The sequence below is a fragment of the Acinetobacter sp. SW-226 genome (assembly GCF_055632855.1).
Genome location: NZ_CM145752.1, coordinates 462904 through 477298, shown reverse-complemented (window position 1 = coordinate 477298; position 14395 = coordinate 462904). Strand labels below are relative to the sequence as shown.

Sequence of the window (14395 nt, the reverse complement as noted above, 5' to 3'; positions counted from 1 at the left end):
TTTTGGAGTGACAGGATGAGTGAAAATGTAGGCTTTGCAGGTCAAATTGGTCCTGAACATTTGGTTCAAGTGGTTGAAAAAGGGTTTAAATCTGTGATCAATAACCGCCCAGATATGGAAGGTGGCCCAGAACAACCCACCAGCGCTCAAATCGAGGAAGCTGCACGTGTAGCAGGCTTGGATTATGTCTACCAACCTGTAGTTGCTGGTCAAATCACCGAAATGGATGTTCGCACTTTTGCCAACCACTTTAATGAACTTCCAAAACCTGTTCTCATGTTCTGCCGTACAGGTAATCGCTCAAATAACTTGTACCAACTTGCCAAACAAATGGATCTGTTAGATGACTAAACAGTTGTTTAAACACGTCATCTGTACTGCTCTGCTTTTAGCAAGCAGTACACTTTGGGCAGCAGCGGAAACACTCAGTCAGTCACTGAGTCCGCAACTGAGTGTTTCAGGACAAATGACCACAGATAAGTTTCAACAATTGATGAAACAAGGTTTTAAGTCAGTCATTGTCAACCGACCTGATCAAGAACAAGGCAATACCGTTCGCGTTGAGCAACTACGAAGTATCGCAGAGCAAGCGAAAGTCAGTGTGATTTACCAACCAGTTACCAGCAGTAAAATTTCTGAAACAGACGTGATTGAATTTGCTAAATATTATAATGAGCTCCCCAAACCCATTTTAATGGTCTGTAAAAGTGGTGAACGTTCAAGTCGGCTCTTTCATCAAGCCAAACAATTAGGACTACTGCATGAATAAGCTCTTTCTTCTTTTACTCTGTTGTACGCTTATAACTGCATGTAGTTCAATGCATGTTCGACCTACTGTTGGTGTCAGCGTTGGTAGCAGTTTATAAATAATGACGGCAATCCATGCCAATTTTTACAAAATATAATCCCCAAGCCCCATGAATATGTTAACTATAGAGCAATCTTACTTAGGTAAACTCTGTGTTATGTATGATCTGATTATTATTGGGGCAGGAACTGCGGGTATTGCAGCCTACCAACAAGCCATTAAGTCCACACAAAATCTATTAATCATTAATGATGGACCGTGGGACACCACTTGTGCACGTGTCGGCTGTATGCCCTCAAAAGTCCTGATTTCTACAGCCAATCGCATGCATGATATTCAACATGCGGATCGTGTCGGATTAAAAGTAGAATCAAAAATTGACCGCAGTCAGGTCATGAAACACGTACAAGCACTCCGCGATCGCTTTACCTCTAGTACCCTTAAAACCGTAGAGAGCTGGCCTAAGTCGCACAAAGTTCAAGGCCGTGCTCACTTTGTCGATGCAAAAACGGTCGAAGTGAATGGGCAACTCTACCAAGCCAAAAGCTTTATTTTAGCTGTAGGCTCCACACCAAGTTTTAACCCAATGTGGAAAGATGAACTCGGTGATCGACTTATCACCTCCGATCAAATCTTTGAACTTGATGCTTTACCTAACTCCTTAGCCGTTATTGGGAGTGGCGTCATCGCGATTGAACTCGCGCAAGCCATGCAACGACTTGGTGTCAAGACCACGGTCTTTGCACGTAGCCGTAAAGTCGGCGTTCTGACCAGTCCTAAATTACAGCAGTTGGCACAAACAGAAATTGGCGATGAACTTGAAATCAAGTTCGAAGTTTTACCCACAGAAGTTAAGTATACAAACGATCACGTTGAACTTAGTTTTACTGAAAATGATCAGCCTAAAACACTTAACGTCGATTATTTACTGGTTGCTACTGGACGAAGTAGTCTTTTAAATACGCTTAAACTCGAAAATATCGACACATCATTCACAGACTTAAAACATTTACCTGTTGATCCTAAGACAAAACAACTCGCTGACTACCCGATTTTTATCATTGGCGATGCACATACTGATACACCACTACAACATGAAGCTGCACACGAAGGTAAAGTTTCGGTTAAAAATGCATTGAACTTCCCCACTATAGAATCATGCAAAACTCTAACACCTTTAGGCATCGTGTTTAGCAACCCAGAAATGGCAATGGTTGGACAAAACTTTAAGCAACTACAAAGTGCAAATATCAATTTTGTCATCGGCGAAGTATCCTATGCAAAACAAGGACGTGCATTGGTTCTGGGTAAAAACTATGGGGCCATCGAGGTTTATGTAGATAGAAGTAGCCGAAAGCTACTGGGTGCTGAATTACTCACAGAGTCTACTGAACATTTGGCCCATTTATTGGCATGGATGATTGCAGAAGAATTGACTGTCGATGAAATTTTGGAAAAGCCATTTTATCACCCAACCCTTGAAGAAGGCTTAAGAACGGCTTTAAAACATGCTCGTCGACAACTCAATCCCTAAGCTGCCAAATTCATGTTCTCTTGCTATAGGTACTTAGACGTTTACGGTGCGTGATTAAACGATTTCATCAACCGTCTTCAATGAAAAGCTGAGTTCTATTTTTTGAATGAGGTTGATCCAAACCAAAAACCAGATACTGATAAGACATCAGCATTAATCAATGACAATAAATTCACTATTTCGCTAACCGCATAATAAAAAAAGCCCCCTAACAATTAAGTTAGGGGGCTTTTGAATAATGAGCTGGCGATGACTTACTCTCACATGGCAAACGCCACACTACCATCAGCGCTAAGAGGTTTCACTTCTGAGTTCGGGAAGGGATCAGGTGGTTCACTCTTGCTATTGTCGCCAGCACAACTGTTTATGACTATTCGTTTGGTCTTATTTACACATTGTGTATGCCTAACTTTCATCAAATGAGTTATTAACAGAACATCTGAGTTAATTTAATTTGCACATTGTACTTAGCTTTATAACTAAATCAAGGTATTTGCAGTGATTTGAACCACAACACCAACTGTTTGGGTGTTGTATAGTCAAGCCTCACGAGCAATTAGTATTGGTCAGCTTCACATATCACTATGCTTCCACATCCAACCTATCAACGTCGTAGTCTTCAACGGCTCTTTAGAGGACATAAAGTCCTAGGGAAATCTTATCTTGAGGTAGGCTTCCCGCTTAGATGCTTTCAGCGGTTATCCCTTCCGAACATAGCTACCCGGCGATGCGACTGGCGTCACAACCGGTACACCAGAGGTTCGTCCACTCTGGTCCTCTCGTACTAGGAGCAGATCCTCTCAAATTTCCAACGCCCACGGTAGATAGGGACCGAACTGTCTCACGACGTTCTAAACCCAGCTCGCGTACCTCTTTAAATGGCGAACAGCCATACCCTTGGGACCTGCTTCAGCCCCAGGATGAGATGAGCCGACATCGAGGTGCCAAACACCGCCGTCGATATGAACTCTTGGGCGGTATCAGCCTGTTATCCCCAGAGTACCTTTTATCCGTTGAGCGATGGCCCTTCCATACAGAACCACCGGATCACTAAGACCTACTTTCGTACCTGCTCGACTTGTGGGTCTCGCAGTTAAGCGCGCTTTTGCCTTTATACTCTACGCGTGATTTCCGACCACGCTGAGCGCACCTTCGTACTCCTCCGTTACTCTTTAGGAGGAGACCGCCCCAGTCAAACTACCCACCAGACATGGTCCTCGTCCCGGATTACGGGACAGAGTTAGAACCTCAATATTACCAGGGTGGTATTTCAAGATTGGCTCCACCGAAACTAGCGTCTCGGTTTCAAAGCCTCCCACCTATCCTACACAAGTAAGATCAAAGTTCAATGTCAAGCTGCAGTAAAGGTTCACGGGGTCTTTCCGTCTAGCCGCGGGTACACCGCATCTTCACGGCGAATTCGATTTCACTGAGCCTCTGCTGGAGACAGCGCCCCCATCATTATGCCATTCGTGCAGGTCGGAACTTACCCGACAAGGAATTTCGCTACCTTAGGACCGTTATAGTTACGGCCGCCGTTTACTGGGGCTTCGATCAAGAGCTTCGCTTACGCTAACCCCATCAATTAACCTTCCAGCACCGGGCAGGCATCACACCCTATACGTCCACTTTCGTGTTTGCAGAGTGCTATGTTTTTAATAAACAGTTGCAGGGGCCTGGTTTCTGTGGCTGCCAATAGCTCAAGGAGTAAATCCTATCACCGTCGGCAGCGTACCTTCTCCCGAAGTTACGGTACCATTTTGCCTAGTTCCTTCAGCAGAGTTCTCTCAAGCGCTTTGGTCTACTCGACCTGACCACCTGTGTCGGTTTCGGGTACGATTCCTATGTAACTGAAGCTTAGAGACTTTTCCTGGAAGCATGGTATCAGCCACTTCACTGTACAAGTACAGCTTGCTATCAGTTCTCAGCATAGAGTACCCCGGATTTGCCTAAGATACATGCCTACAACCTTCCACCTGGACAACCAACGCCAGGCTGACTTAACCTTCTCCGTCCTCTCATCGCATTACATAGAAGTATTGGAATATTAACCAATTTCCCATCGACTACGCCTCTCGGCCTCGCCTTAGGGGTCGACTCACCCAGCCCCGATTAACGTTGGACTGGAACCCTTGGTCTTTCAGCGAACGGGTTTTTCACCCGTTTTGTCGTTACTCACGTCAGCATTCGCACTTCTGATACCTCCAGCATACTTCTCAATACACCTTCATCGGCTTACAGAACGCTCCCCTACCACTTGCAATAAATTGCAAATCCGCAGCTTCGGCATATAGTTTTAGCCCCGTTACATCTTCCGCGCAGGCCGACTCGACTAGTGAGCTATTACGCTTTCTTTAAAGGGTGGCTGCTTCTAAGCCAACCTCCTAGCTGTCTATGCCTTCCCACATCGTTTCCCACTTAACTATAATTTTGGGGCCTTAGCTGGCGGTCTGGATTGTTTTCCTCTTGACTACGGACGTTAGCACCCGCAGTCTGTCTCCCGGATAGTACTCATTGGTATTCGGAGTTTGCATCGGTTTGGTAAGTCGGGATGACCCCCTAGCCGAAACAGTGCTCTACCCCCAATGGTATTCGTCCGAGGCGCTACCTAAATAGCTTTCGGGGAGAACCAGCTATCACCGAGTTTGATTAGCCTTTCACCCCTATCCACAAGTCATCCCCTGGCTTTTCAACGACAGTGGGTTCGGTCCTCCAGTTAGTGTTACCCAACCTTCAACCTGCTCATGGATAGATCACCCGGTTTCGGGTCTACACCCAGCAACTAAACGCCCTATTAAGACTCGATTTCTCTACGGCTCCCCTATGCGGTTAACCTCGCTACTGAATGTAAGTCGCTGACCCATTATACAAAAGGTACGCAGTCACCGAACATGTCGGCTCCCACTGCTTGTATGCATGCGGTTTCAGGATCTATTTCACTCCCCTCACAGGGGTTCTTTTCGCCTTTCCCTCACGGTACTGGTTCACTATCGGTCAGTCAGGAGTATTTAGCCTTGGAGGATGGTCCCCCCATATTCAGACAAGGTTTCACGTGCCCCGCCCTACTCGACATCATCATATAAGCCCTTTCGTGTACAGGACTATCACCCACTATGGTTGCACTTCCCAGAGCATTCCACTAAAACTTATATGACTTAATGGGCTTTTCCCCGTTCGCTCGCCGCTACTGAGGGAATCTCAATTGATTTCTTTTCCTAAGGGTACTGAGATGTTTCACTTCCCCTCGTTCGCCTCGTATGACTATGTATTCATCATACGATACCTGCCTTATGACAGGTGGGTTTCCCCATTCAGAAATCTCCGGATCACAGGATATTTGCCGCCTCCCCGGAGCTTATCGCAGGCTATTACGTCTTTCTTCGCCTCTGACTGCCAAGGCATCCACCACATGCACTTAATTACTTGACTATACAACCCCAAACAGTCGCTAATCCCTACAAGTAGGATATTGCGTCGCGAACTTAATCGCTACAGTTGGAGCCTTGTAGATTTAACTACGTACAGCTTCAATTCAATTCACATACCAAAACGCTTGATTCAGTTAATTTCGCTAGTAACTCATTTCTTCAATCTTCACCATCCAGTAATAAATCACTGTTAATGTCGATCTTAAAAACGAGTATGAACAAATTATTTCAACTCAAATATATTCTGTTAATGATTTTTCCAGCCTTCGTCAGGTCAGGAAACTGCGATAAATCACAGAAGTTAATAAGCTTTAACTTACTAATTTCTATAATCTATGGTGGAGACTAGGAGAGTCGAACTCCTGACCTCCTGCGTGCAAAGCAGGCGCTCTACCAACTAAGCTAAGTCCCCAGCTTATCAATAAGTCAATGTCTCTGTTTTTCTGTATTCAGCATTTAACAATGCTTGTTAGTCAGATTTGGTGGGTCTGACAAGACTTGAACTTGTGACCCCACGCTTATCAAGCGTGTGCTCTAACCAACTGAGCTACAGACCCTCAGATACATCGTCATGAAGAACAACTTGTTGTGGATTCTTACCAATCGTCAATCTTTCGTTAAGGAGGTGATCCAGCCGCAGGTTCCCCTACGGCTACCTTGTTACGACTTCACCCCAGTCATCGGCCACACCGTGGTAAGCGTCCTCCTTGCGGTTAGACTACCTACTTCTGGTGCAACAAACTCCCATGGTGTGACGGGCGGTGTGTACAAGGCCCGGGAACGTATTCACCGCGGCATTCTGATCCGCGATTACTAGCGATTCCGACTTCATGGAGTCGAGTTGCAGACTCCAATCCGGACTACGATCGGCTTTTTGAGATTAGCATCCTATCGCTAGGTAGCAACCCTTTGTACCGACCATTGTAGCACGTGTGTAGCCCTGGTCGTAAGGGCCATGATGACTTGACGTCGTCCCCGCCTTCCTCCAGTTTGTCACTGGCAGTATCCTTAAAGTTCCCACCCGAAGTGCTGGCAAATAAGGAAAAGGGTTGCGCTCGTTGCGGGACTTAACCCAACATCTCACGACACGAGCTGACGACAGCCATGCAGCACCTGTATGTAAGTTCCCGAAGGCACCAATCCATCTCTGGAAAGTTCTTACTATGTCAAGACCAGGTAAGGTTCTTCGCGTTGCATCGAATTAAACCACATGCTCCACCGCTTGTGCGGGCCCCCGTCAATTCATTTGAGTTTTAGTCTTGCGACCGTACTCCCCAGGCGGTCTACTTATCGCGTTAGCTGCGCCACTAAAGCCTCAAAGGCCCCAACGGCTAGTAGACATCGTTTACGGCATGGACTACCAGGGTATCTAATCCTGTTTGCTCCCCATGCTTTCGTACCTCAGCGTCAGTATTAGGCCAGATGGCTGCCTTCGCCATCGGTATTCCTCCAGATCTCTACGCATTTCACCGCTACACCTGGAATTCTACCATCCTCTCCCATACTCTAGCTTCCCAGTATCGAATGCAATTCCCAAGTTAAGCTCGGGGATTTCACATCCGACTTAAAAAGCCGCCTACGCACGCTTTACGCCCAGTAAATCCGATTAACGCTCGCACCCTCTGTATTACCGCGGCTGCTGGCACAGAGTTAGCCGGTGCTTATTCTGCGAGTAACGTCCACTATCCAAGAGTATTAATCTCGGTAGCCTCCTCCTCGCTTAAAGTGCTTTACAACCAAAAGGCCTTCTTCACACACGCGGCATGGCTGGATCAGGGTTCCCCCCATTGTCCAATATTCCCCACTGCTGCCTCCCGTAGGAGTCTGGGCCGTGTCTCAGTCCCAGTGTGGCGGATCATCCTCTCAGACCCGCTACAGATCGTCGCCTTGGTAGGCCTTTACCCCACCAACTAGCTAATCCGACTTAGGCTCATCTATTAGCGCAAGGTCCGAAGATCCCCTGCTTTCCCCCTTAGGGCGTATGCGGTATTAGCATCCCTTTCGAAATGTTGTCCCCCACTAATAGGCAGATTCCTAAGCATTACTCACCCGTCCGCCGCTAGGTTAGGTAGCAAGCTACCTCCCCCCGCTCGACTTGCATGTGTTAAGCCTGCCGCCAGCGTTCAATCTGAGCCATGATCAAACTCTTCAGTTAAAATCATTTAGTGACTTAAGGTCACAATTCTGGCTCATCAATTTTCTGACTAAAAATTCGCTCAAATAAACTTCGAGTAATTTCTACCATCAATCAATGAAATATTTTCGATCGATCAATCAGTAAAAATCCACACAAGTTGTTCTTCATAATCTCTTAATGATCTTCTCAATGGTTCGTCACCATCAAGCTAGGTCGGCTATATTACTCTCAATCTCTTAAAAGTCAACTGGTAATTTAAATTATTTTAAACTCTCTTTCTAAAACCCAACTCAATCACTTTCAACTAAGTTACTGTTTTATCAGAAGTTTTAATCTTAATCACCGCCGATGGATGTGCATTCTACAGCATTTCTATCCCCTTGCAACCCCCTTCTCTCAATTATTTATAAAAAAACTTCCACTTGTTTATTTAATCGGCAAAATATTACTTTTTTCTTATTTCTTGAGTGAAAAGGGAACAATTTCTCCAATTTCATTGCGTATTTTTTCTTGTGAGTTATGTTCTTGCCACTTTAAAGCACGACAGTCGACATATTCACAGTAGCCACTTTCACCATTTTCCTCATAGTTATCAATTTTGACTTGATATTTAAAACTTCCTACATAACCTGCTGCTAAGCCAAACTTAAAGTCTCCACGGCTCTGTGCGCAAATATGTATCCGATATCCCTGCTCACCTTGATAACACCATTCAAACTCTCGTGGTAAATACATTTTTTGCCCATTTGGCGTTTTCACAGCAGGATAAACACGATGAACTTGAAAGCGTACCATTTGGTCAAACATGGAAGTCTGCTGCTTTTTTAAATCACGTAAATAAATCCGTGACTGAACGACTCGATTAAATGAATCCCGAATTTGCTCTAATAAGAGCTGACGTTGATCTGCTAGATTAATGATTTGATATGTAAAAAAAGCTAAAGGGACATAACTAAAGTCAACACTGCGCCCATATTCAAATGCGCCGAGTTGATCTATGTCATAGTGTTGTCCTTTGTATTTTACCTCGCCCTGACACTGACACATCACCGACCAATGTTCAGCTAAGCCAAAACGTAACTTGGTAAAATGAGAAATCAAGGGTGTGGTGATAACTTCTATCTCAAAGCTTAGTTCACTATCTTTTCGTTGAATCTGAAATTTAGGAAATGCACCTATAACGTGTTCTTTGTTTGCAAATTTAAATTGTTGTTTTTCAAAAGCACATTCAGCAGAAATAGAATAGCGACTCAGTTGACCTGCCATATGCGGACTGCTACTGGCTAGAACCGTTGCTGTGTCTAGTGCTGTGGTTCTAATCGCACTGTTATTCCGAAGCATAGGCGTGTTGGGCTGCCCGATCATACTCAAAAAATTTAAGTAATGTAATGGTGCAGGAAGGTTAGGAATGGTTACAGCCTGATGAATGATTTTGTATTTCTTATTGGGCGGATGGTAGGCAGGCAAAGACCGTGAAGGAGTTTGATTAAGTTGTTTAGACTGATCGAGAAAATCTTGGAACAACCACATATCGCACTCCTTCTACATATTATTAACTCATCATGGGTTTTGTTGGCTTCGTGCTAAAAATGTCGTAACAAATCCAGATAACGCATAAATCAAGGAAATCACCAAAATACCCACAGGAATATTGTAGGTCATTGCTGCAAAAATAAAGACTGCAATCGGCAGAACAAAAAATGGAACGCGCTTGCGATCTACTGTTTTAAATGAATAATACTTAATATTCGAAATCATCAATAGACCAACAGAAACAATCACTACAGCGCTGATCGCTTGGATACCGCGCTCACGAATATCAAAAATTTCAGGAAAATCGAGCCCGACCCAAACCAATGAAATAATGATAATGGCTGCAAGTGGACTAGCCACACCAATAAAGTAACGCTTATCGACTACACCAATTTGCACATTAAAACGCGCTAAACGGAACGCAGCACATGCGGTATAGACAAAACAGCACGCTAGACCGATACGACCCAGCGAATCCAAACTCCAGCTATACATTAAAATCGCTGGCGCAACACCAAAGGCAAGTAAATCAGACAAAGAGTCATACTGCTCACCAAAAGCACTCTGCGCACCGATTGCACGTGCCACACGGCCGTCTAGGCCATCCAACAATGCGGCTAAGAAAATAGCATAAATCGCTTGTTGGAAATTACCATTCATACTAGCAATAATGGAATAAAAGCCTGACAACAACGCTGCCGTTGTAATCAGGTTCGGCCACAAATAAATACCTCGACGTTTTACTTTTTGACCTTCCTGTGTATGCTCTTCTTCTTCCACCTCGAAAGTGATCCCATCAAAGCTGGGAACACTGCGTGGAGTAGATTCGCTTTCAGGTTTATTTATATTTGTCATTTTCTGTCGATCCTAATGTAGCCTTTTTCTCTTTAAGTCTGTCTTTATTCGCCAACTAACCAACGAACAGCAGCATGACCACCATTTTCACTCATACGTAAATGCGGGAATAACCACTGTAACGCCTCATCGGCATCTTCGGAGAACTTCCAAGGCGGGTTAATCACCAATAGACCACAGCCGTTTAAGCCCACTGGAGTGTCATCTGGCCAAACACATACTTCACAGATCAACTGACGACGAATACCCGTTTTAATCATTTTCTTTTCAAAACGTTCAATCATCGCGCGGTCTTTAATCGGATACCAAATCGCAAAGACCCCTGTTGACCATTTTTTATGTGCTGCTGCAATCAGGTCAACTAACTGTGGAAAGTCTTTACGTTCAACTTCATAAGGTGGGTCAATCATCACCAAACCGCGTTTTTCTTTAGGCGGAATGACACCGAGTAAGCCTTCATACGCATCGCGCTCATGCAAACCCGCGCGTTTATCACGAACGTTGTAATACAACTGTTGGAATACATCACGCTGCATTTCAAAAATAGTGGCTTTGTCGATTTCACGCATGCCTTCTAAGGCAAACCACGGCGAACCAGGATAGGCACCTTTACCTGAACCTTCACGCATTTTTTCAACAATTTTTAAATACTGCTGAACGCCTTCAGGCGCATTACGCTTGATTGAATCATCTAGTTTCACTAAACGATGGATGCCATTTAAAAACTCACCTGACTTTTGTGCTTCTGAAGTCGATAAATCATATTTACCAGCACCGCCATGCGTATCAATATAACGATACGGTTTATCTTTTTGATTGAGGCGAGTCAAAATCTGAAGCAAAAGAACATGCTTCATGACATCGGCAAAGTTGCCTGCATGGAAATGGTGACGGTAATTCATGTTTGTATTATTCCTAAAATCAATGAGTATTTTAGCATGAAAAATAGTTTCGTTCAGACAGCTTTCTTACACTAGAATAACAGCGGCTTTTCTTTGTCTTTTAGGTTTTATGTTATGGAAGCAGTTCTTCTCCCAAAGTCTTGGAATGTTGATCAAATCCTAGATGATTTAGATCAACATGGTTTTGCCATCATTGATGACGCCTACTCTGATGACTATGTACATCAACTCATTGAAGAATGCACTTCGAACTTAAACCGCTTTCGTGAAGCCGCTATTCAAAACGGTGTCATCAGTAAGATCCGTAGTGATCACATTTTATGGTTACATCCCGAACTCCACATTTCCAATCGACATGTACAGTCCCTTTTTAGCTTAGGTCATGAGCTCAACCGTGCTTTTTATCTTGGTATTCGGGACGTCGAAGCGCATTTTGCTTGCTATAACGCCGGCGAGTTTTATGCACTACACCGTGATAATCCTCAAGGTAAAAATGGTCGTATGATTTCTGCAGTTTACTACTTACATGAAGACTGGCAAGACAGCTGGGGAGGTGAGCTTCATCTACAAGATAAAAATAACATTTGGCATGTACTGCAACCCAAACCAAATCGTATCGCACTGTTTCAAAGTGACTTGCTACATGAGGTTTTAAAAGCCAAACATCAGCGTTTATCAATTACCGCATGGTTACGTAGTGACAGTACAATTCTGTGATTCAGGCAATAAGACTTTAAATTGTAAAAAGCATCCTCATATACTGAACATTCATTGAGGAGGATGTAACCGATGCGTGCCAACAGTCAACACATTATTCAGCGTATTGGTGAAACAGACCAACTCTACTTACAAGGCAATAGCCCTGAATTAGCACTTGAGCGTGCTGATTTGCGCTTACAGTTAGTCACACTGAGCCAACTGCGCCAAGAGCAAGTCCACTTCTTACAAGAAGCGGTGGTATTACTTGAGCAAGGTCGAATTGAGTTTGAGGAAATGCCTCTGTCTTTGTACCTCAATTTGTCTTTGCATCTTGCTAAGGCATATATGCTGTACTTTGAAATCACCAAAGAAGATCGCTTTGCGTTGATTACACAGCAAATTTTAAAACCACTGACCAGCTATGGTCAGGGTGATATTTACCTGTTTTTGGCCTACGCCTCTGTGAGTAGAAAAGAATCTGCATTGGCACGACACTGGCTTGGAAAATATGCAAAAAGTACAGAGTTTGATTTCATTTTACTGCGTGAACATGCCGCTTTTATCAGCTTCCATCAAGAAGATTGGTTTATCAAACTCATACAAAGTAAATTGCACTAAAATGTGGGCATCCAAGTTATACATCTAAAGAATAAAAAACGCCTGTGATCAGGCGTTTTTTATAGTTCAAAGACCGTGTTGCTTTCAGTTGTGATCATTCATTTAAGCTGTTTGAAGCTTATAAGCATCTAAGTGCAGTTGTTGATTGAGTTCATCGACCATAATCGCCCAGTCATCATCTTGCACCAAATGGCTGATGAGTAATGCACGCTGTGCTGGATTCCAAAACGCTGCATCATGTAAAGATTGATGAGCGGGTAGTTGATGCGTACGAATATATAACTCAATGGCAGCTGCACTATTAGCAAGTCCCAGTTGAGAAAATAAAAGCTCTAAGGATGGTTTGTGTTGATTGAGCATCTCGCCCTCCTTATCAATACTATTGTCAATTATTATTGAATTAACTTATATGTATTTTTAAAAAAAACCTAGTCTTAAAACTAGGTTTGTTGTTTCAATTTGTGATTATAAATGACACGAACCCGAAAGTTTATTTTCTGTGTGTAATTGCTCGTTTAACTGGTCAACGACCAATGACCATTCATCATCTTTTTTCCAATTGCTGATAATAAAATCATGCTGTGCTTTAGACCAAAAAGGTGCTTTATGCAATGGAACATCTGAAGTGAGTTGATGTGTGTCAATAAACTGATTTATCGCATCCGCACTTGCATCAAGCCCCAATTGCTCAAATAAAAGTTCTAAAGTCGGTTGTTGATCAAACATCATTGTTCTCCTCAAGCCCTTGATCATACCTTTACAGATTAAGGTATGCTTATTTTTTAGTCAGTTGTGTCTATATCTCAGCATGTTATTTTTTGTTCAATAAAACATTTGTATAAAAAAAGCACCCCGAAATGGAGTGCTTTTTCAACTTAATCAGTTCGATTAAATTATTTAACCATGTCAGCAACTGCTGCACGTTCTTCTTCTAACTCGTTCAGAGTGAAGTTGATACGCTCACGGCTGAATTCGTCGATCTCAAGACCTTCAACGATTTTGTATTCGCCATTTTCAGTTGTTACAGGGAAACCGAACATTACGCCTTCTGGAATACCATAAGAACCGTCAGAAGGAATACCCATTGTTACCCATTTGCCGTTTGTACCAAGAGCCCAATCGCGCATATGGTCGATTGCAGCATTTGCAGCAGACGCAGCAGAAGACAAACCACGTGCTTCGATGATCGCAGCACCACGTTTACCAACAGTTGGAAGGAACACATCTTTGTTCCAAGCTGCATCGTTGATTTTGTCTTTTAAGCTTTCGCCATTCACAGTTGCAAAACGGTAGTCAGCATACATTGTTGGAGAGTGGTTGCCCCAAACAGTCATGTCTTCGATGTCAGAAACTGCAACACCTGCTTTTTGAGCAAGTTGAGTCAAGGCACGGTTGTGGTCAAGACGTAACATTGCTGTGAAGTTTTTCGCTGGAAGATCTGGAGCAGATTTCATTGCGATGTAAGCATTGGTGTTTGCTGGGTTACCCACAACAAGTACTTTAACGTCACGGCTAGCAACTTCGTTTAGTGCTTGACCTTGACCAATGAAGATTTCACCGTTCACTTTCAATAAGTCAGCACGTTCCATACCTGGACCACGTGGACGTGAACCAACCAATAACGCGTAGTCAGCATCTTTAAATGCAACTTTAGGATCATCAGTACCGATCATGCCAGCCAATAATGGGAAAGCACAGTCGTCTAATTCCATCATTACGCCTTTAAGCGCAGCTTGAGCTTTCTCAAAAGGAACTTCTAACAATTGCAGAATAACTGGTTGGTCTTTACCTAACATTTCGCCACTAGCGATACGGAATAATAGGCTGTAACCAATTTGACCAGCTGCGCCAGTAACGGCAACGCGAACAGGTTGCTTCATG

Annotated in this window: 11 protein-coding genes, 2 tRNA genes and 3 rRNA genes; 5 read left to right on the top strand and 11 right to left on the bottom strand. The window is 43.7% G+C overall.

Annotated elements, in window-relative coordinates:
- Positions 1 to 15 precede the first annotated feature (15 nt).
- The 3 genes from ACZ8ZH_RS02310 (at position 16) to ACZ8ZH_RS02300 (ending at position 2342) form a co-directional block, all read left to right on the top strand.
- Positions 16 to 351, top strand: coding sequence for a protein tyrosine phosphatase family protein (locus tag ACZ8ZH_RS02310; protein ID WP_005401736.1), 336 nt, complete (start codon positions 16 to 18; stop codon positions 349 to 351).
- Entirely contained in the window at positions 344 to 769 is a 426-nt protein-coding gene (locus ACZ8ZH_RS02305) for a protein tyrosine phosphatase family protein (protein WP_119064725.1), read from the top strand. The genes ACZ8ZH_RS02310 and ACZ8ZH_RS02305 overlap by 8 nt, the downstream gene beginning before the upstream one ends.
- 196 nt (positions 770 to 965) lie before the next feature.
- The gene (locus tag ACZ8ZH_RS02300) at positions 966 to 2342 is read left to right on the top strand and encodes a dihydrolipoyl dehydrogenase (protein WP_119064727.1); all 1377 of its coding nucleotides are present in this window, start codon (positions 966 to 968) and stop codon (positions 2340 to 2342) included.
- Positions 2343 to 2583: 241 nt separating this feature from the next.
- Here the strand turns inward: ACZ8ZH_RS02300 and rrf are convergent.
- The 8 genes from rrf to ACZ8ZH_RS02260 form a co-directional block, all read right to left on the bottom strand.
- A 5S ribosomal RNA gene (gene rrf / locus ACZ8ZH_RS02295) occupies positions 2584 to 2698 on the bottom strand.
- Between the two features lie 179 nt (positions 2699 to 2877).
- Positions 2878 to 5771, bottom strand: a 23S ribosomal RNA gene (locus ACZ8ZH_RS02290).
- A 335-nt stretch (positions 5772 to 6106) separates the two neighbouring features.
- Positions 6107 to 6182, bottom strand: a tRNA-Ala gene (locus ACZ8ZH_RS02285).
- Positions 6183 to 6250: 68 nt separating this feature from the next.
- Positions 6251 to 6327: transfer RNA gene (locus ACZ8ZH_RS02280), tRNA-Ile, on the bottom strand.
- Positions 6328 to 6388: 61 nt separating this feature from the next.
- Positions 6389 to 7925: ribosomal RNA gene (locus ACZ8ZH_RS02275) — 16S ribosomal RNA — on the bottom strand.
- The 16S, 23S and 5S rRNA genes sit together here with 2 tRNA genes alongside, the layout of an rRNA operon.
- Positions 7926 to 8363: 438 nt before the next feature.
- Complete coding sequence (locus ACZ8ZH_RS02270) at positions 8364 to 9437, bottom strand: DUF6670 family protein (RefSeq protein ID WP_119064820.1); 1074 nt, start codon at positions 9435 to 9437, stop codon at positions 8364 to 8366.
- Between the two features lie 30 nt (positions 9438 to 9467).
- Positions 9468 to 10295, bottom strand: coding sequence for a CDP-diacylglycerol--serine O-phosphatidyltransferase (gene pssA, locus ACZ8ZH_RS02265; RefSeq protein WP_086208911.1), 828 nt, complete (start codon positions 10293 to 10295; stop codon positions 9468 to 9470).
- Between the two features lie 44 nt (positions 10296 to 10339).
- Complete coding sequence (locus ACZ8ZH_RS02260) at positions 10340 to 11197, bottom strand: 23S rRNA (adenine(2030)-N(6))-methyltransferase RlmJ (protein WP_086208912.1); 858 nt, start codon at positions 11195 to 11197, stop codon at positions 10340 to 10342.
- 114 nt (positions 11198 to 11311) lie between these two features.
- Between ACZ8ZH_RS02260 and ACZ8ZH_RS02255 the strand changes: the two genes are divergently transcribed.
- Positions 11312 to 11914, top strand: a complete 603-nt coding sequence (locus ACZ8ZH_RS02255) for a 2OG-Fe(II) oxygenase (protein ID WP_086208913.1) — start codon at positions 11312 to 11314, stop codon at positions 11912 to 11914.
- A gap of 72 nt (positions 11915 to 11986) precedes the next feature.
- Complete coding sequence (locus tag ACZ8ZH_RS02250; protein ID WP_086208914.1) at positions 11987 to 12514, top strand: hypothetical protein; 528 nt, start codon at positions 11987 to 11989, stop codon at positions 12512 to 12514.
- 102 nt (positions 12515 to 12616) lie between these two features.
- Here ACZ8ZH_RS02250 and ACZ8ZH_RS02245 read toward each other — a convergent pair whose 3' ends face one another.
- The 3 genes from ACZ8ZH_RS02245 to ACZ8ZH_RS02235 form a co-directional block, all read right to left on the bottom strand.
- The gene (locus tag ACZ8ZH_RS02245) at positions 12617 to 12874 is read right to left on the bottom strand and encodes a DUF2789 family protein (protein WP_086208915.1); all 258 of its coding nucleotides are present in this window, start codon (positions 12872 to 12874) and stop codon (positions 12617 to 12619) included.
- Between the two features lie 105 nt (positions 12875 to 12979).
- Entirely contained in the window at positions 12980 to 13240 is a 261-nt protein-coding gene (locus ACZ8ZH_RS02240; protein ID WP_086208916.1) for a DUF2789 family protein, read from the bottom strand.
- 167 nt (positions 13241 to 13407) lie between these two features.
- Positions 13408 to 14394: a malate dehydrogenase gene (locus ACZ8ZH_RS02235; protein WP_086208917.1), complete on the bottom strand. Its 987-nt coding sequence runs from the start codon at positions 14392 to 14394 to the stop codon at positions 13408 to 13410.
- Position 14395: the final 1 nt, after the last annotated feature.